Annotated in this window: 16 protein-coding genes, 2 pseudogenes and 1 riboswitch; of the genes and pseudogenes, 12 read left to right on the top strand and 6 right to left on the bottom strand. The window is 54.4% G+C overall.

Annotation, left to right across the window (positions count from 1 at the left end):
* Positions 1-2: 2 nt before the first annotated feature.
* A riboswitch (TPP riboswitch) is annotated at positions 3-112 on the top strand.
* 103 nt (positions 113-215) lie between these two features.
* From AC3G2T_RS14240 to thrC, 6 genes and pseudogenes are all read left to right on the top strand, one after another.
* Positions 216-812 carry an ECF transporter S component gene (locus AC3G2T_RS14240; protein ID WP_474682625.1) on the top strand — a complete coding sequence of 199 codons (597 nt, stop codon included), beginning with the start codon at positions 216-218 and terminating at the stop codon, positions 810-812.
* A gap of 5 nt (positions 813-817) precedes the next feature.
* Positions 818-2,305: an ABC transporter ATP-binding protein gene (locus tag AC3G2T_RS14245; RefSeq protein ID WP_488435872.1), complete on the top strand. Its 1,488-nt coding sequence runs from the start codon at positions 818-820 to the stop codon at positions 2,303-2,305.
* Positions 2,296-3,090: an energy-coupling factor transporter transmembrane component T family protein gene (locus AC3G2T_RS14250; protein WP_488435873.1), complete on the top strand. Its 795-nt coding sequence runs from the start codon at positions 2,296-2,298 to the stop codon at positions 3,088-3,090. The genes AC3G2T_RS14245 and AC3G2T_RS14250 overlap by 10 nt, the downstream gene beginning before the upstream one ends.
* A gap of 208 nt (positions 3,091-3,298) precedes the next feature.
* Positions 3,299-3,427 (top strand): annotated as a pseudogene (locus AC3G2T_RS14255) (IS607 family transposase); the annotation flags it as partial.
* Positions 3,387-4,499, top strand: coding sequence for an RNA-guided endonuclease InsQ/TnpB family protein (locus AC3G2T_RS14260; protein WP_474682622.1), 1,113 nt, complete (start codon positions 3,387-3,389; stop codon positions 4,497-4,499). The pseudogene AC3G2T_RS14255 and the gene AC3G2T_RS14260, both read left to right, overlap by 41 nt.
* Before the next feature lie 160 nt (positions 4,500-4,659).
* Positions 4,660-6,057 (top strand): threonine synthase, encoded by a 1,398-nt coding sequence (thrC, locus tag AC3G2T_RS14265; protein WP_488435874.1) that lies wholly within the window; start codon positions 4,660-4,662, stop codon positions 6,055-6,057.
* A 60-nt stretch (positions 6,058-6,117) separates the two neighbouring features.
* Here thrC and AC3G2T_RS14270 read toward each other — a convergent pair whose 3' ends face one another.
* Positions 6,118-7,743 carry an S-layer homology domain-containing protein gene (locus AC3G2T_RS14270; protein ID WP_488435875.1) on the bottom strand — a complete coding sequence of 542 codons (1,626 nt, stop codon included), beginning with the start codon at positions 7,741-7,743 and terminating at the stop codon, positions 6,118-6,120.
* A gap of 1,154 nt (positions 7,744-8,897) precedes the next feature.
* On the opposite strand from AC3G2T_RS14270, the gene AC3G2T_RS14275 reads away from it, so the two are divergent.
* Entirely contained in the window at positions 8,898-9,470 is a 573-nt protein-coding gene (locus AC3G2T_RS14275) for a nitroreductase family protein (protein ID WP_474682619.1), read from the top strand.
* Between the two features lie 103 nt (positions 9,471-9,573).
* Here AC3G2T_RS14275 and AC3G2T_RS14280 read toward each other — a convergent pair whose 3' ends face one another.
* From AC3G2T_RS14280 to AC3G2T_RS14295, 4 genes are all read right to left on the bottom strand, one after another.
* Complete coding sequence (locus AC3G2T_RS14280; protein WP_474682618.1) at positions 9,574-10,485, bottom strand: pseudouridine-5'-phosphate glycosidase; 912 nt, start codon at positions 10,483-10,485, stop codon at positions 9,574-9,576.
* Positions 10,486-10,502: 17 nt separating this feature from the next.
* Positions 10,503-11,606 carry a carbohydrate kinase gene (locus AC3G2T_RS14285; protein ID WP_488435876.1) on the bottom strand — a complete coding sequence of 368 codons (1,104 nt, stop codon included), beginning with the start codon at positions 11,604-11,606 and terminating at the stop codon, positions 10,503-10,505.
* A gap of 168 nt (positions 11,607-11,774) precedes the next feature.
* Complete coding sequence (locus tag AC3G2T_RS14290; RefSeq protein WP_488435877.1) at positions 11,775-12,053, bottom strand: hypothetical protein; 279 nt, start codon at positions 12,051-12,053, stop codon at positions 11,775-11,777.
* A 124-nt stretch (positions 12,054-12,177) separates the two neighbouring features.
* The gene (locus AC3G2T_RS14295; protein WP_488435878.1) at positions 12,178-13,464 is read right to left on the bottom strand and encodes a LysM peptidoglycan-binding domain-containing protein; all 1,287 of its coding nucleotides are present in this window, start codon (positions 13,462-13,464) and stop codon (positions 12,178-12,180) included.
* Positions 13,465-13,674: 210 nt separating this feature from the next.
* On the opposite strand from AC3G2T_RS14295, the pseudogene AC3G2T_RS14300 reads away from it, so the two are divergent.
* The 4 genes and pseudogenes from AC3G2T_RS14300 to AC3G2T_RS14315 all read left to right on the top strand — a co-directional run.
* Positions 13,675-13,878, top strand: a pseudogene (locus tag AC3G2T_RS14300) (YiaA/YiaB family inner membrane protein); the annotation flags it as partial.
* Positions 13,870-14,160: a YiaA/YiaB family inner membrane protein gene (locus tag AC3G2T_RS14305; protein ID WP_474682806.1), complete on the top strand. Its 291-nt coding sequence runs from the start codon at positions 13,870-13,872 to the stop codon at positions 14,158-14,160. The pseudogene AC3G2T_RS14300 and the gene AC3G2T_RS14305, both read left to right, overlap by 9 nt.
* Before the next feature lie 45 nt (positions 14,161-14,205).
* Complete coding sequence (locus AC3G2T_RS14310) at positions 14,206-14,694, top strand: CBO0543 family protein (RefSeq protein WP_488435879.1); 489 nt, start codon at positions 14,206-14,208, stop codon at positions 14,692-14,694.
* Positions 14,691-15,185 carry a CBO0543 family protein gene (locus tag AC3G2T_RS14315; RefSeq protein WP_488435880.1) on the top strand — a complete coding sequence of 165 codons (495 nt, stop codon included), beginning with the start codon at positions 14,691-14,693 and terminating at the stop codon, positions 15,183-15,185. The genes AC3G2T_RS14310 and AC3G2T_RS14315 overlap by 4 nt, the downstream gene beginning before the upstream one ends.
* A gap of 38 nt (positions 15,186-15,223) precedes the next feature.
* Here the strand turns inward: AC3G2T_RS14315 and xylA are convergent, their stop codons facing one another.
* Positions 15,224-16,540 (bottom strand): xylose isomerase, encoded by a 1,317-nt coding sequence (gene xylA, locus AC3G2T_RS14320; RefSeq protein ID WP_488435881.1) that lies wholly within the window; start codon positions 16,538-16,540, stop codon positions 15,224-15,226.
* A 174-nt stretch (positions 16,541-16,714) separates the two neighbouring features.
* Here xylA and AC3G2T_RS14325 point away from each other — a divergent pair, with 174 nt between their 5' ends.
* On the top strand, positions 16,715-17,902 hold the full coding sequence (locus AC3G2T_RS14325; protein WP_488435882.1) for an ROK family protein: 1,188 nt from the start codon (positions 16,715-16,717) through the stop codon (positions 17,900-17,902).
* Positions 17,903-18,022 lie beyond the last annotated feature (120 nt).

An 18,022-nucleotide genomic window follows, 5' to 3' on the forward strand; every position in this document is an offset into this window, starting at 1 on the left:
ATGAATAGCTACACGGGTGCTTGATGAAGTCAGGCTGAGATAGCGGCCTTATGCCGCTGACCGTCAAACTGATCTGGGTAATGCCAGCGTAGTGAATGGTGTGCTTCTTCAAAGTTGCACTGAACTTATGCCTGCCGCATGCCCGGTGGGCTTTTTCGTGTTTGCCGGACATTCATTTTATGCATATTAAGATTGAAAAGGGAGTTGATGGCAAGATGGCGAATGCACAGTCTTCATCCAAAGCTTTAAAATTGACCGATATCCTGGTGACCATCGTCATTGCGGCGGTATTTGGCGTTATTTACAGAATTTGGGGCCCTATTTACGATATTCTCAAACCCATAGGGCTTCAGGCGGAGCAGCTCAGCTACGGGATGTGGTTTATTGCCGCCACGTTCGCGTTCCTGATCATCCGCAAGCCGGGCGTTGCGATTCTCGCCGAGGTTGCTGCCGCTACGATTGAAACGTTCTTCGGCGGCGAATGGGGGATTTCCACGCTGGTATACGGGCTGCTTCAAGGTCTCGGAGCCGAAATCGTGTTTGCTATCGTCCTGTACCGGAAGGCGAACGTAGGCGTGGTCGTGCTGGCTTCGATCGGATCGGCGCTGCTGTCCTTGATCGTAGACGCCTATTACGGCTACATCGAGTCTCTGACTTTCTGGAACTACTGCCTGTTCATCGGCTTCCGTCTGCTCGGCAGCATCCTGATCTCCGGCTTCTTCTCCTATTATTTGGCGGCGGCTATCGAGCGCACGGGCGTTCTCAACGCCATCCGTCCGGCGTCCCAAAAAGATTACGACCAATTGAGGTAAAGCTTATGATCCAAAATGCAGCAGTCGGCGTTACCGACCTACGTTTGAAATATCCCGGAGACGATGCCCCCCTTTTATTCAAGGGGGTTTCCTTTTCATTCCGCCCCGGAGAAAAAGTGCTGCTGCTCGGTCCGAGCGGCTGCGGAAAGTCCACCCTGCTGCAGGTGCTGAGCGGGATGGTTCCAAGCATCGTCGAGATTCCGATGAAAGCGGAGGAGCTCCGGGTCCCCGAGCGCTGGGGATACGTTTTCCAAGATCCGGACACCCAGTTTTGCATGCCGTACGTCGATGAAGAGATTGCTTTCGTGCTGGAAAATATGCAGGTTCCGCGGGAACAAATGCCTGCGCTGATCCGCCGCTATCTCGAAAAGGTAGGCCTTCATCTGGACGATATTCATACGCCAATTCAACAGCTTTCGCAGGGCATGAAGCAGCGGCTCGCAATCGCCAGCGTGCTGGCGCTGGAGCCGGAGGTGCTGTTCCTGGATGAGCCGACCGCTTTACTGGACGAGGAGGGCACGCGCCAGGTGTGGGAGACGATCCGGGCCGCAAGCCCGGGAAAAACGCTCCTGATCGTGGAGCACAAAATCGGCGGCATTCTCGATCTGATCGACCGCATCATTGTGCTTTCCCCAGACGGCGAGGTGCTGGCCGACGGCAAGCCGGAGGCGGTGTTTGCGGAGTACAAACCGAAGCTCCGGGAGTTCGGGATCTGGTACCCGGGAGTGTGGGACGACTATGCTGCGGGCCGTGCGGAGACCGCATGGGACGAGGGGCCGCCGCAGGTCAAGCCGCATGACGGGGAAGTTCTCATGGAGATGAAGGATTTTCAGGGTATCCGCGGCGGAGAAATCAAGATCCATGTGGATCGCTTATCCGTCCGTGCCGCGGAATGGATCGCCGTCGCCGGGCACAACGGAGCGGGCAAAAGCTCGCTGCTCCTGGCCATCATGCGCCTGATCCGGACCAAAGGGCTTTGTTCGATCGCAGGGGTCACGGGCAAGAAAGTGGAGGACGCCGCGGCCAAAGCGGCTTTCGTGTTCCAGAATCCCGAGTTTCAGTTCGTGACGGGCTCCGTGGAGGACGAAATCGCTTATTCCTTGGAGGACGCGCCCCCAAGTCTGACGGAAAAGCTGCTGCAGCAGTATGACCTGCTGGGGCTTCGCGGCAGGCATCCGTTCCAGCTTTCCATGGGGCAGAAGCGCAGGCTGAGCGTGGCGTCGGCTCTCGTGCGGGGGCAGCGCATTGTGCTGCTGGACGAGCCGACGTTCGGATTGGACGCGCGCAATACGTTCCGCATGCTCGGGATGCTGGAACAGCTGCGCAGCACGGGAACTGCGATCGTCATGGTGACGCACGACCATGAAATCATACGCCGCTGCGCGAGCCGGGTATGGCACGTTGCGGAAGGCCGCGTGACGGACCAATCGCCGCAGCAGTTCCTCGCGGCATTCGCCGCCGCCGCGGAAGGAGGGGCCGTCCTGTGCAACTGACGTTCACATATCGCGAAACATGGCTGCACCGGGTAAACCCGGGCATCAAGCTGATCGCCTCCATCGCCTTATTTGCGGTGGTGGTGCTAACTCATAATGTCAATGTTATGATCTATTTGACGTTGGGAACGATTCTCCCGCTGCTGCTGTTCACGGGCCATCCCATGAGGCGGCTGATGCTGTATATTTCTCCCTTCGCGCTCATATTCATTTCGTCGGCGTCAGGGATGACGATGTTCGGCAGCGGAAGCACGACCTGGTTCCGGTACGGGATTATCCACATCACCGAAGAGAGCTTTTACAGGGGCGTTCATCTTGGCCTTCGGGCGCTGCAGATAGCTTCGGTCGGGCTGCTGTTCAGTCTGACGACGCGGCCTGTCGCCCTGTTTTATTCGCTTATGCAGCAGTGGAAAGTGCCTCCCAAGTACGCGTACAGCTTCCTGGCCGCCCTGCGGATGATTCCGACGCTGATCGAAGAGTTCCAGACGCTACGTTACGCGCTCAAAATTCGCGGCCGCAAACGGCGGAATCCGCTTACCGGCTGGTATGCGACGCTGCGCATGTATTCGATTCCGCTGCTCGCCCAAAGCATCCGCCGCGCTCACCGGACAGCCGTCGCCATGGAAGCGAAACGCTTCTCGGTCGGCAAGCTGCGGACGTATTACTACACGATAGGCTATTCGGCTTTTGACGGATTGTATTTGCTGTGCATAGCGCTGCTGCTTGCCCTGTCTTATGTGCTGGGCACCGTGTGGCCGTTTGCGGCAATAAACGATGTGCGTTAGCATTCCCCTGCCGGCCGGTTTTCGCCGAACCGGCTTTTTTGCTTTTGCGGAGAAGAATTGATTTTCTGTTATAATAGGATCAATAAGTTTATGAGGGGGTTCGAAAACATTCATGTAAATCCCATTTAAACTATTATAATCTCTATAATATTTGTTATAATGTTATATTGGGATAAAAGATCATTTTGGATATTGGCAGCGGCATCAACTACAACAGATCGTTATAGTATTCAGTTGTCGATTGAAAGGAAAGCGGGCGAATAAAGCCAGGAAACTGCTCAAGGAGTTGATGGAAGATGATTTTGGCGAAAAAGGTCAGAATTCGGCCAACTCCTGAACAGGAACAACAGTTGTGGCGTTCGGCTGGAACGGCTCGGTGGGTGTACAATTGGGCGCTTGCCCGACAGGAAGAAAATTACCAGAACGGCGGGAAGTTCATTCCTGACGGAGACTTGCGGAAAGAACTGACGAAGCTCAAACAGACAGAAGAATATGCGTGGCTATACGAAGTGTCCAACAACGTGGCGAAACAAGCTGTCAAAGACGTTTGTGAAGCATTCAGGAACATGTTCAAGGGACATGCGGGGAAGCCGAAGTTCAAGAGCAAAAAGCGTTCCAAACCTGCATTTTATCAGGATACGGAGAAGTTGAAGGTCGGAAACGGTCAAGCGTTACTTGAGAAGATCGGCTGGGTAGCAACATCCGAACAACTTCCCGTTGGTGTGAAGTATAGTAATCCGCGCGTATCGTTTGACGGGAAGTATTGGTATGTCTCTGTGGGCATTGAACAGGAGCAGGAGAAGCTGGAACGATCGGGCGAAGCCATAGGTATTGATGTAGGGATAAAAGAGTTGGCGGTATGCAGTAATGGGATGGTGTTTAAGAACATCAATAAGTCTGCTGCCGTAAGAAAGACGGAGAAACGCTTGCGTCGGTTGCAGCGCAAGGCTTCCCGTAAATACGAGATGAACAAGGAGGGGAATCGTTTTGTCAAGACATGCAATCTTGTAAAAGTCGAAAAGTCAATGCGTTTGCTTCATCGGAAACTAACGAATATCCGTACCAACCACATTCATCAAGCGACAAGCGCAATAGCGAAAACCAAGCCGAGCGCTGTAGTGATGGAAAATTTGAATGTGAGCGGAATGATGAAGAACCGCCACTTGAGCAAGGCGATAGCCGGACAGAAGCTGCATGAGTTTGTGCGGCAGATGAAATACAAGTGCGAGAAGATCGGCGCGAAATTTTTGCAAGCTGATAAATGGTTCCCATCATCAAGATTGTGTTCATGTTGTAGTCAGGTTAAGCAGAATCTGAAACTATCTGACCGCATCTACGAATGCACTTGCGGATTAATGATGGATCGTGACTTGAATGCGGCGATCAATCTATCTAAATTGGCGGGCTGACACGTAAACGTCATCGTCAATATGTAGGATTCGTTGCATCCGAATTTACGCCTGTGGAGTGTTATATCAAACGCGAGTAGCTCTGGCAAAAGCGGACACGTTGAAGCAGGAAGCAAACAAGGATTTATAGACTTTTATAAGTTCTTGGCAACGGATGACTATGGAGTTTAAAAGTACGCGAGGCAAAGTTGATAAAATCGGGTTCATCGATACGGTATTGATGGGATTGGCGGACGACGGAGGGCTATTGATCCCGAGCGAAATCCCGCAAATCCCGCAGGACAAGCTGAAGCAAATGGAGCAGTTGTCCTACCAGGAACTGGCCTATGAGATTTTTTCGTACTTTACCAATAACGAAATTCCGCAGGAAGATCTGAAGGAGCTGATCCGTCAAAGCTATTCGACGTTCCGCGATCCCGAAGTGACGCCTGTCCGCAAAATTTCGGACAACCTGCATGTGATGGAACTGTTCCACGGTCCGACATTCGCTTTTAAAGATATTGCGCTGCAGTTCCTGGGCAATCTGTACTCTTACGTGTCCAAGAAGCAGAACAAAATTATTCATATCCTTGGAGCGACTTCCGGCGATACGGGCGCTTCCGCTATCGAAGGAGTCAGAGGCAAGGAAGGCATCCGCATCTGCATTTTGCACCCGCACCAAAAAGTGAGCCGAGTGCAGGAACTGCAAATGACGACCGTGCACGCGGACAATGTGCTCAACCTGTCGGTCAAAGGAACATTCGACGACTGCCAGGGAATCATTAAAGACCTGTTCGGCGATGTGGATTTCAAGAACAAATACCACCTGCGGGCAATCAATTCGATCAATTTCGTCCGTATTTTGGCGCAAACCGTGTACTACTTCTATGCGTATTTCCGCACAGCCAAGCCTTCCGGTGCTGAAAAGCTGAATTTTAGCGTTCCGACGGGGAACTTCGGGGATATTTTTGCGGGCTATTTGGCCAAAAGAATGGGGCTGCCGATCGGCAAGCTGATCCTCGCTACGAACGAAAACAACATTCTGGAACGGTTCGTCCATGAAGGAGTGTACAAGCCGGGCGAATTCGTCAGCACGTACAGCCCGTCGATGGACATTCAAGTGGCAAGCAATTTTGAAAGATACTTGTACTATTTGACAGGGGAAAATGCCGCAAAGGTTTCGGAATATATGGCCAAATTCAAAGCCGAAGGCGAAATCCGCATCGATGAGGAGCTGCTTCGTCAGGTGCAGGCCGATTTTGCCGCTCACGGCGTAGGCGGAGACGAGTGCTTGCGGACGATCGGCACGTACTACAAGGAGAACGGGTATTTGCTTGATCCCCATACCGCGTGCGGTGTAGCTGCCTATGAGAAATGCAACGGCGCGGGCGAAGTATGCGTGACGCTCGCTACCGCGCATCCGGCCAAGTTCAACGAGTCCATCGAAAAATGCGGTATCGAGCAGACGTACCCGGAGCAAATCGCTCAACTGCTGGACAAACCGCAGTACCAAGTGATCGTCGACGCTTCCGAAAGCGAAATTGTCGGACAGCTTGAAAAATTTTATACGCTGGCTTAAAAAAGTGCAAAAAGAAACGCCTCCCAAACCCGCAAGGGCCGGAGGCGTTTTTTTGTTGTCTTACTTCACGTGGACGTAAGTCGTGGCTTTGTCGCCGCTCGGCAGCACAGCGGTCAATTCGAACGAAGTGACGTTGCCTGTCACGCGGACAGTGCCGTCCTGATCTACCGATACGGTGCCTGCAGCCCCTTTGCTCGAGTCGCCCTGAACATCATTTGTAATCAGCAGCGAGCCCAGCGCAAAATTGTATTTCGGCACGTCCCCTTTTTCATACTGAATGCCGTAGTTGTCCGTGATGGTCAGGTCCATCGCCGTGAAGGCATTGAACGAAGCGGAGCCGGCAAGCGTGTAGTCGTAAGAAGTGTTGCCGACCTTGATTTGCTTGGCCTGGACAGGATCGGCTTTGACGTTGACCGTCACCTGCATGTTCTTCACTTCATTGTTGATCGTTTTGAAAGCGACGCTGACCGTTGCCGTGCCCGCTTTGTTGCCGAGGGCATAGCCGCGGTGATCGGCGGATACGCCTACTTTAACCACGCTCGGATTGGAAGAAGCGATCGACTGAACCATTCCCGGCATCGCGACTTCTTCGCCTGCGGCGGTTGTCGCTTTGATCACGATTTCCTTGGCAAGCTTGCTGACGGCGGGGTTCTCGGCATTTGCCCTTGTTTCCTGGCCGTTCAAGCCTGTAGCCGAAGCCGTCAAACCGCTGTCGATCACATTGCCCAGATCGTAAGTTTGAGCGGAGCTGTAATCGGTGCCGCCCGCCGTTGTGGAAGCGGCAATCGAAAACATGCGGGTAGCCGCCGTGTCAAGGCCGCCCAGCGTTACCGTGTAGTCTCCCGCGGTCAGAGCGCCGTCCTTCGGAGTCAAAACGGCGGATTTTTTGTCGCTGGACCACTCCGTTGTAGACGGAACGGCTGTCGTTCCTTTGCTCAAAGCAAGCGTGGCTTTTGTCGTGTCGACTTCCTTGTTGAGTGTGACTTGCACCTTCGTTTTGTCGCTCGAAGCCTGGACGGAGCTGACGGATACCGGGGTCGCCGTTTCCGCCGGCGGCTTCACCGGATTTGGCCGAGCAGCGTAGGAGCTCACGACGAGGTCCTTGCGGTCCGCAGCGGCATCGCCTGTTTTGCCCGCCGGATGAATGCCAAGGTCAGAAGCCTGCTTGACTGCGTCCGCAAACCAGGGGCTGCCGGTTGTGCTCACCTTTTTGCCCAAACCTTTCAAAAGAATAGTGTCCAACTGACCGGTCGTCACTTTATCGCCGGGAGCAAAAGTCGTGTCCGTTACGCCATCGATCAGCCCGGCTTTTTTGGCTGCTTCGATGTAAGGAATCGCCCAACCGTTGGCCGGGTCACCGGCGGTTACGTCCGTGAAGCTGGAAACCTTGACGGCAGGGTCTACCTTGATGCCGAAAATGAGCGTGGCCACTTTTGCGAACTGTGCCCTGGTCATATTTTCGTTGATGCCGAATGACGTGTCGGACACGCCTTCAAAAACGCCTGCCGCCAGCAGACTGTCGATCTTGGCTTTCAGGCTTGCGTCGCTATCTTTCAAATCCTGAAAATCAGCGGACGTTTTTGAGGCCGCGGCGGCAGCCTTTCCTGCCGGATCTACGAGCGCTGCAGCTGTATAGAAAGAGAGAGCCATTGTGCCGAGTGCGATGATGGATAAAGATTTTTTCATAAGTACCTCCTGAAAATAATGGATGGTTCGGGTCAAGCATAAGTATGAAACCCTGCAAATCTGCTGCTATGTGAGCTGGCGCGGGCTGACAGCCTTAATTATAGATTGCTACAATTACGCTGTCATTGTCAAATTGTTGTAATGAGAGTGAGAATCGAACCAACCGGAAGGGAGGCTCTTCTCATATCTCAATGCGCATGCGGCAGCACTCAACTGCCTAGTTATGGTGGCGCGAAGAAAACCTGCGAAAGTACAGTTTTTGCCCGATAGATACGCTGGCCGCGGCATATTCCTGCAAATGTGCAGGCTGCCCGAGCAAGTCGCGACACTCTGTGAGGGCTAGGGGAGCGAGTGCGGCTATTTGGAGGACAGCTGCCTTTTTTAGGCCCGCGCCTCTCCCGGTGTAGGTCGTGGAACTGCACAACTGGGCGGGAAGCAGCTTGCTAGGGAGAAAACCTGCGAAAGTGCAGGTTTTTTCTGTGGAGTTGGCTTGTTTTGGCGAAAAACCTGCAAAAGTACAGGAATTTTTGCTGAAAGTGAGTATGAGTCTATGTGTTCGATGAAAAGCCTGTACTTTTGCAGGAATTCTTCGTAGCCAGCGATCAAGGACGCAAATTCATGTATTTTTGCAGGTTTTCTCCCCACAGGGCAGCCTTGTGCCCAAACTCAGCGCCAAAGCCCGTGCAGGAGAAGCATGGGTTTCAGCAGCCTGAGATTTGCGGGGGTATTTAGGTCATACTTTTGGCGCTATTTTGATTAGCGAGAAAAAGAGGGGGTTACTCCACAGCCGGACTTTTACAGGTTTTTCTATGCGCAGGGCTTATCGGTGATGTGCCACCGGCCGGCATGTTTCGTTCATGAGCGTGCTCAGAGGTACGCTTTTTCCGGCAGGCCACCGAATCTGTTTGCGGGTATCGGAGGGGTTAGCCAATGCGAGGGGATCCCCCTCGAGAGCGGCCAGGCTTCCCGCATGAGCACCGCGCACAGCTCCCGGCGCGCGGTGTGTGCCACATGACAGCGGCCGACCGCATATGGAATAAACGTATGGGCGCTTGTTTTTGTTGCACGCATTTGCGAAATGCCGCGCATTCGTGCACAATATAGTAGATGAGAATGTTTATCACTGAGATGAGAAAGCGGGAGTGAATGAAGCTATGGAAATAAAAGAAGCCATCCGCCAGCGCCGCAGTGTCGGAAAAGTGAAGCAGGACCCGGTGCCGGTCCGTTTCATTGAGGAAATACTGGAAGCGGCCGTATGGGCGCCGAATCACGGGCAAACCGAGCCGTGGCGCTTCTGGGTCATGACCGGCGACGGCCGGAAGCTGCTTGGCCGCGGCTACGCGGAAGTCGCGGCCGCTGAGGCGGGCGCGCTGCCCGGGGAAGAGCTGGCGCAGCTGCGCAGCGCGCAAGAGAAAAAAGCGTTCCGCGCTCCGGTCGTGATCGCGGTCGCCGTAACGCCGGCCGGCCTGGCCGGAGTGCCGGCGATCGAGGAATACGCCGCGGCGCACTCCGCGGTGCAAAATATGCTGCTGACAGCCCACGCGCTGGGGCTTGGCACGATTTGGCGGACGGGTGCGCCGACCTACCATCCGAAGATGAAAGAAACGTTCGGCCTTACAGGAGCGGAGGAGCTGGTCGGTTTTATCTACATCGGCTATCCCGAGGGAGACGTGCCGAATTCCAAACGCACACCTTTTGAGCAAAAGACGGTGTGGGTCACGGAATAGCCCGCGCACAAAAAAGATGCTGGCTTAGAATTAAGCGCAGCATCTTTTTTTGGTGCGGAGCAGCGAGTCAATCGGCCTTGAAACGACGCGGCCCCGCTCAAGCTTATTTTTGCTTCAGTGCCACGGCGATTTGCGCAGCGACTTGTGCGTTGTGGTAGACGAGGGCGATGTTGGTCGCGAGGCTTCTGCCGTCGGTCAACTGTTTGATGCGGGCCAGCAGGAAAGGAGTGACCTTTTTGCCGGTAATGTTCTGCTCTTTGGCTTCGTTCAGCGCCTGGCGAATAACGCCTTCGATCTCAAGATGGTTCATTGCCGATTCCTCAGGCACCGGGTTCGCGACGATGGCGCCGCCTTGCAAGCCCAGCGACCATTTGGTCCGCAGCATGTCGGCGACTTGTGCCGGCTCGTCCAGGCGGAAATCGACGCCATAACCGCTCTCCCTGGCATAAAAGGACGGGAACTCGCTTGTTTTGTATCCGACAACAGGAACGCCGTGCGTCTCCAAATATTCGAGCGTGCGCCCGATATCGAGGATCGATTTGGCTCCGGCGCACACAACGGCTACGTTCGTTTGCGCCAGTTCCGTCAAGTCGGCGGAGATGTCCATCGTCGTTTCGCCTTCGCGGTGTACGCCGCCGATGCCTCCGGTCGCAAACACTTCGATTCCGGCAAGTGCAGCGCCGATCATCGTAGCGGCCACAGTCGTAGCGCCGATACGGCCTGACGACAGGATATAAGGGAAGTCGCGACGGCTCACTTTGTCGACATCCTGGCTGGTCGCGAAAGCTTCCAGCTCCTGTTCGTTCAAGCCGATTTTGATTTTGCCGTTCATGATGCCGATCGTGGCCGGAACGGCGCCGTTATCGCGAATGATCTGCTCCACTTTATTCGCCATCTGGATATTTTGCGGGTATGGCATGCCGTGGGAAATGATCGTCGTTTCCAGAGCGACGACGGGCTTGCCCGTGTCCAGCGCTTCTTTTACTTCGTCGGTAAAAGTCAAATAAGAGTTCATGTTCGGTTACTCTCCTTTTAAAATGAATGTTTTTGTACGATATCAAGCAGCAGTTGGCCGTTCAGCCCGCCTGCGGCGGATTCGTTGGTTTGCAAAGTGATGTGGGCTGCGGCGATGCCGAATTTGCACGCTTCGATAAACGATTGTTCCTGCAAAATACCGTAAGCGACGCCCGCTACGAAAGCATCCCCCGCGCCTGTAACTTCAACGACTTCCGTCGGTATCGGGGAGAATTGCACGCTGCCTTCCTCGCCATGGTAAAAGACGCCTTGCTTGCCGAGCGTAATCAGGACATGCTGCACGCCGCGCTTGCGGATGGCAGCCGCCAGTTCTTCAATAAAAGCGGGCTCGGCTTGTTCGGTAATGGCTGCTCCTGCCAACTGGCAAGCCTCTTCCAGGTTCGGGAAAATCGCCGTTACCCCCTGCAGCTGTGCGGGCAGTTTTTTCGCCTTTTCCGAAGAGACGGGATCGATAAACAGCGGAACCCCTTCCTCGGCGCAGCGCTTGACCAATTCGCCCAGGCAGCTCTCCGGCAGGTTGGTATCGGCAATTGCAAGCTTGGAGGCGGCAATATGCGGCCATTTTTCCTTAAGCAGCTCCGGGGTAAACGTATCGTAAATTTCCATATTGGCAAAAGCTAAAAACATATCGCCGCCCGCATCGAGCAGCGCTGTATAGGTGCCTGTATTCTCGCCAGGCAGCACAACCGATTGGCTGACGTCAACGCCGCGCTTCCTCGTCTCCTCAAGCACCCACATCCCGGCTTTGTCGTCGCCGACAACGGTCATGAGCGCGGTCCGGCATCCCAGTCCGGCGAGATTCTCGGCGATGTTGCGCGCAACTCCGCCGCAGGACTCCGTCAGCGTGACGGGGTTCGAGGAAGCCAGGCGAATCGGCTGCTTGCTCGCCGCCTTGCTGTCCAGATTGGCGCCGCCGATGCACATCACGGCACCCTCATCGGCGATCACGTAAGCGCGTCCGCGGATGAAGCCCTTTTTCATGAGCGTGGCGATATAACCGGCTACTGCAGAGCGCGAAATGCCGACGCTGCCGGCGATATCATTTTGCGAAATGAACGGGTTTTGACGGATAAGCGCCAAAATTTGCTGTTCCCGGTCCATGGCATGCTCCTTTCTGTGCAGGTCTGCTTTCATTGTAAATCATTTATAAACATATGTCCATTGAGTAAACTTTTGTTTGCAGCCCGCGAATGCAAAAAAGAGCATAGACCTGTTTTGAAGGTCTTGCTCCTTTTACCACATCTTCGAAAGCTTCGATAGAGGTTTATCTCATTCGACCCGGCTTCGGCTGTTCCGCGCGCGGGGAAGCCCGATAAGGCCGAGCAGCCCGAGCAATCCGAGATAGCCGCTGCGACCCGCTGCGGAATGTGCGGCAGGCTCCGGCGGACGTTCGGAATAACCGGCGTACGAGGGCGGAACGCCCGAACCGAGCGGCGAAGCGCCGCCGCCGGCTGCTTCCGGGGAATGGCTATGCCCTGCTCCGACAGCGGCGGCAAAGCACAAAAACGATAGCAGCGCCAACTTCGTATACAGCCGCGGGATCATCATGCATACCTCCGAATCGCTCAAAAGTGCGTCAAAATAGGCAGATTTACTATTCCCATCCCGCAGGAAATTTATTCGGCCCGGCGAGATTCCAGTTGCGGACAAGGTTGTCTGTTCCGGTCGTTCCTCACCGTTTTACAATGTTAAAATTGTCCTCCAGCAGCAGCCAGTTTTGCGGAAAGCTGAGACCGAGCTTCCAATAACTGATGCCCCTTAGACCCAGTTCTTTCAGCAAAAGAAATTTCGCCTGAATCGAGCGGGCGTCTTCAAACCAGACGGAGTGTTCTTTTCCGGACGGATCCCAATAGTGAAAGTGCGGGGCTTGCGCCCTATGATCGTACAAAATATTCGCTCTGTGCCTGCGAGCCAGATCGATCGCCGTCTGCGGGCTGATCGCTTTGGCGAACTTCCCGCCATGCACGTAAGGCAGCGTCCAGTCGTAGCCATACAAATTTTGTCCCATCATAATTTTCGAGCCGGGCATTTCGCTGAGCGCATACTCCAGCACTTTGCGCACCGGCCCTATCGGCGAAACGGCCATGGGCGGCCCCCCGCTGTAGCCCCACTCATACGTCATAATGATGACGAAATCGGCGATTTGCCCGTGCGCTTTGTAGTCGTGCGCCGTATACCATTCGCCTGTCTGCGCGGAGCTCGTCTTGGGGGCCAGCGCAGTCGACATCAGATACCCTTCGCGGTGGAGCTGATCCGCCGCCTTCCGCAAAAAACGGTTGTACTCCAGACGGTCATCCGGCCGCAGGTGCTCGATGTCAAAATGAATATCCCGGAAGCCGTACCGCTTGGCGGTTGCCTTAATATTTTCGAGCAAACGGTTCTGAATCGTTAAGTCGTTCAAAATCAAATGCCCAAGCTGCGGGCTGAACTGGCTTTTCTCCAAATTCGTAACAACCATCATCAGCGTGACCTGCGACTGCGCGGCAATCGATTCCAGGCCGTTCAAAGGGGGCGCCTGCAGCGAGCCGTCGCGTAAAATCCGGAAGCTGAACGGGGCAAGATACGTGAGATGGGGAGCCGCATCGCGGGCCGAATTCAGCAGCGGCGCAGATACATGATGCCCGTGAGGTTCCAGATAAGCATTGACCTCGGCATCGCGCCTTGGCGCCGGCGGAATGTACAAAGCGGAGCCTGCTTCAAGCGGCTGATCCGGACTGAGGTCGTTGAGTGAGGCGAGCGTTTGCGCGGCGACGCCCAATTTTTGGGCGATCGACTGTAAAGTGTCGCCGGGCATCACCCGGTAATACGAGCCGACGATCGGAATAACCAGAGCCTGTCCGATGACGAGCGACTGAGCCGCAGCTATTTGGTTGGCCTCCGTAATATCCTCCACCGTTACCCCATAAGTTTGAGCGATTCTGTATAATGTCTGACCACGTTGAACTACATGAATCTGCATGCGGAAATTCCTCCTGACGTTCCTGTACTTCATTACTTTTATCGTATTCCGTCTATCCACAATAGGTGTATGTCTAGCCCAAATTATGCTTGCGATTGCTTCAGTACTATTTAAAGTTAGTACTATTTGAATCGGCCGGTCTGTCCTACAATAAGTTCAAGTAATCGTACATAACGCGTTGCGGCAAGCAACCTGATGGAGGAATGGAAGATGGATACAAATCGGAAAAGAAATACGGCAGCATTTTCGTTTATGGCATGGGCATCGTTTATCGCCGCTTTTTTGGCGATGTTCATCGGGATTTATACATTGGAAGAATCGCTTAGCGTAAAAGGGTATTATGCGGTCAGCGCATTATTTTTGACCATGTCGGCATTCGTTCTGCAAAAAGTCGTCCGGGACAACATGGAAGACGGGCATTCTTCCCGTAAACGCAATACGGCAGCATTCACTTTCATGGCCTGGAGCGCTTTCGTTTGTGCACTGCTCGCGATGTTTGTCGGCATCGTCAACCTTCAGCAGCCGCTATCGGTGCAAGGCTATTACGCAGTCACGGCTTTGTTTCTGACGATGTCCTCCTTCGTGCTGCAAAAAACGGTTCGCGACAACAACGAAGACGGATCTTGGAACGCAGCCGCGCTTGAGGACTCAATTGAGCAAAAAGAAGCTCGTTCCATGGATATTTTCGCGCAATAAGGGAATATTGGGAGAATATGATTTATTCCCGAAGGGTGAGAACGAATGATCTTGGGGCGCATAGTGCTCGCGGCTGTCTGGATAGTATGCCTGATTGCGGCTCTCCTGCTGGTGCCCAGAGCCCGGGTGCGCGAGGCGGTGCTCGTATTTTTATCGAGTCAGTTCCTGACCTGGATCTCCAGCCTGCTTCTTGTGGAAAACAATTTCATCGCGAACCCGGTGCGTGAGTTTCCGCAGGCGACGGGCGGCAATTTTACGAACAATTATGTGCTGTTCCCCTTGATTACTGCGATTTTTTATTTATATTACCCGGAGAAGGGCAGTTTGCTTAACAAAGCCGCGTATCAGGCGCTTTTTGTTACCGCAAGCTGTCTTTACGTTTATTCACTAACCTTGTTTACACAGCTTGTCAGGTATGAACATTTTAACATCTGGCTGAATGCCGCCGTTTTTTTAGCGGGAATGAACCTTTCGCGGATGTACGGCAGATGGTATTTTCAGAAGACGAAGTGGCAGGAGGATGACGGGCGTTGACGGCGGAGCGAATCATTTTTGCGGTCGTATGGTTGATATGCGTGACGGCGCTGCTGTTCGTTCCCAAAGATTGGCGGAGGGAAGCGCAGGCCGTATTTCTGTTCCAGCAGCTGGTCAACTGGATACTCGGACTTGTCGTTGTCCAAATGGGGTGGCTGACTTATCCGGTCAGAGGGCTGCACAAAAATATGACGAGCTTCACTTTCGAATTTTTGGCTTATCCGACTGTTGCCGTCTTCATGAATATGCTTTATCCGGAACAAAAGCGGCGCGTAACCCGTTTTCTTTACATTACGCTATTCTCGCTTGGCATCACGATCGTGGAATCGCTCATCGAAAAATATACGAAACTGATCGATTACTACGCCTGGAAGCCGATCTGGACGTTTCTCAGCGTGTGGGCGACGCTCTATTTATCGCGGGTTTTCTACTTATGGTTCTTTCACCCGGAACATTCGCCGGCAAAGCCTGCGAAAGTGCGGCAAAAATAAAGGAACCCCCCGGTGCGGGAGGTTCCTTTGCTTTTGCATTATACGTTGGTGATGTATTGGTTCACCGTAGCCTTGATCAACTCGAGGCGGCCGGATTGGTTGACGATGCTGCCGTTTTGCAGCGCATAGGCTTCGAGCGTCTTGAAGTTCGCTTTACCGGACACGATATCCGCGCCGATGCCGGATTTGAAGGAAGCGTAGCGCGTGTCGAGAATGTTGTCGAAGACGCGGTCTTCGATCAATTTGGCGGCAACCTGCAAGCCGCGTGCGAAAGAATCCATACCTGCGATGTGAGCATAGACGACGTCGGACGGTTCAAAGGAAGTACGGCGCACTTTGGCGTCAAAGTTCACGCCGCCGCGGCCGATGCCGCCTTCGTTAAGCAAAATCTCGTACATCGCCAGCGTCGTCGCGTACAGGTCGGTCGGGAACTCGTCGGTATCCCAGCCGAGCAGCATATCGCCCTGGTTCGCATCGATGGAACCGAGTACGCCGTTGATCCGCGCTACGCGCAGCTCGTGCTCGAAGGTATGGCCCGCAAGCGTCGCATGGTTCGCTTCAAGGTTCAATTTGAAGTGAGGCAGCAGGTCGTACTTTTGCAGGAACGAGAGCGTCGTCGCCGCATCAAAATCGTATTGATGCTTGGAAGGCTCCTTCGGCTTCGGCTCGATCAGGAACTGCGCGTCGAAGCCGATTTCTTTGGCGTAGTCGACGGCCATGTGCAGGAAGCGCGCAAGATTGTCGAGCTCCAGGCCGAGGTCCGTGTTGAGCAGCGTTTCGTAGCCTTCGCGGCCGCCCCAGAAAACGTAGTTTTCAGCGCCGAGCTCTTTGCCGTGCTCCAGCGCTTTTTTCACCTGCGCTGCGGCATAGGCGAACACATCAGCATTGTTCGTAGTAGCTGCGCCATGAACGAAGCGCGGGTTGGTGAACATGTTCGCCGTGTTCCAGAGCAGCTTTTTGCCGCTGGATTTCATGTTGTCTTTGATCAGCGCGACGATCTCGTCGAGGTTCGCGTTCGTTTCCCGGAGCGAGTCGCCTTCAGGCGCAATGTCGCGGTCGTGGAAAGCGAAGTAGTCCACGTCCAAAATGTTCAGCAGCTCGAAGCAAGCTTCGACGCGCGCTTTTGCCAGATCCATGCCGGTGTATTCGTCCCAGGCGCGCAGCGCAGTACCACTTCCGAACGGGTCGGAGCCGTTGGCGGAGAAGGAGTGCCAGTAAGCGATTGCAAAACGCAGATGCTCCCGCATGCTTTTGCCCAGAACGATCTGGTCGGGATTGTAAAATTTAAAAGAAAGCGGGTTCGTGGAAGTCTTGCCCTCATACTTGATCTTTTGAATGTTGTCAAAATAGCTCATCGACTCTACCTCCGGAATCATAAATTAATAAATGCTTATGCTGTAATCATATCATCATTCATAAAGTTTGTAAATTCATTAAACAAACTTAGTCCGTGCAATGAGCAGACGATCGTGTTAAAATCAGTTCATACTAAAAAAGGCAGACGAATAGCGCACAGTTGGGGGCTTGTCATGAAGCAAACAGGGGATTTGAACCTGGTTAAAAAAATAAATAAATCGATCGTGCTGCGCCATATCCGCACGAATTCGCCGATCTCCCGCGCGCGGATTGCGGAAATGACAGGGCTGACGAAAGCGACCGTATCCAGCTTGGTGAACGAGCTTATGGAAAGCAGCCTGGTCGGGGAAATCGGGGCGGGCGAATCGAGCGGCGGCCGCAAGCCGATGATGCTGCTGTTTAACGGAGCGGCGGGATACGCCGTCGGGATCGACCTCGGGGTGGACGATTGCCTGGCCGTTCTCACCGATTTGACCGGCAAAGTGATCGAAGCATACACGGTGCAGCATAACAACGATACGGTGGACAACGTAGTGGAAGTGATGAAAGCGAGCATCCGCGAGCTCATTCGCCGGGCGCCGGACAGCGTGTACGGCATCGTCGGCATCGGCATCGGGCTCCCGGGCATCTGCGACGAGAACGGCAATCTGCTGTTCGCGCCGAATCTCGGCTGGGAGAACGTGCCGCTGCAGAAGATGGTGGAGGCGGAGTTCGGCATCCCGGTTGTGATCGACAACGAGGCGAATGCCGGGGCCGTAGGCGAGCGGCAGTTCGGCGCCGGCAAGGAAGCGGCGAACTTGATCTATATCAGCATCGGGATCGGCATCGGTGCGGGCATTATTATTAAGGGCGAGCTGTACCGGGGAGCGAGCGGTTTTGCCGGCGAGATCGGGCACATCTCGATCCAGCACGACGGTCCCAAGTGCCGCTGCGGCAGCATGGGGTGCTGGGAGCTGTATGCATCCGAGCTCGCGCTCCAAAAGCACGCGCGGGATCTCGGGCTGATCCGCGGTGAGGATGGAGCGGATGTGGACGAGCTGCTGCGCCTGGCGGACGAAGGCAGCGAAGCTGCCGTCCGGCTGTTCGAGCGGCTCGGATACTACCTCGGGGTTGGCGTCATAGGCGTGATCAACGCCTACAACCCCGAATTTATTATTCTCGGCGGCCGGTTGGCCGGAGCCGAGAAGTGGCTCAAGCGGCCGCTGCTGGCGCTGCTGGAGCAGCGTTCCCTGCCGCATCCGCGGAAGCAGCTGACGGTTGAGTTCTCGCAGCTTGGCGTGCGCTCGGCCGTCCTCGGCGCAGCTTCCCTGGCGACGGCGAAGTTTTTCGCCGACGCGGAAGTTACGGTGGACAGAAGCTAGACGTCTGTCCGAATATGCAAAATGACGGATTCTATGCAGCGCAAGCGGCATAGATGTAGACTCCTGGCGCCCAGTTCGGACAACGGGCGCTGTGCAAGCGCGATTGGCATGAGAGCAGCG

This window comes from Paenibacillus sp. sgz302191 (assembly GCF_057749925.1).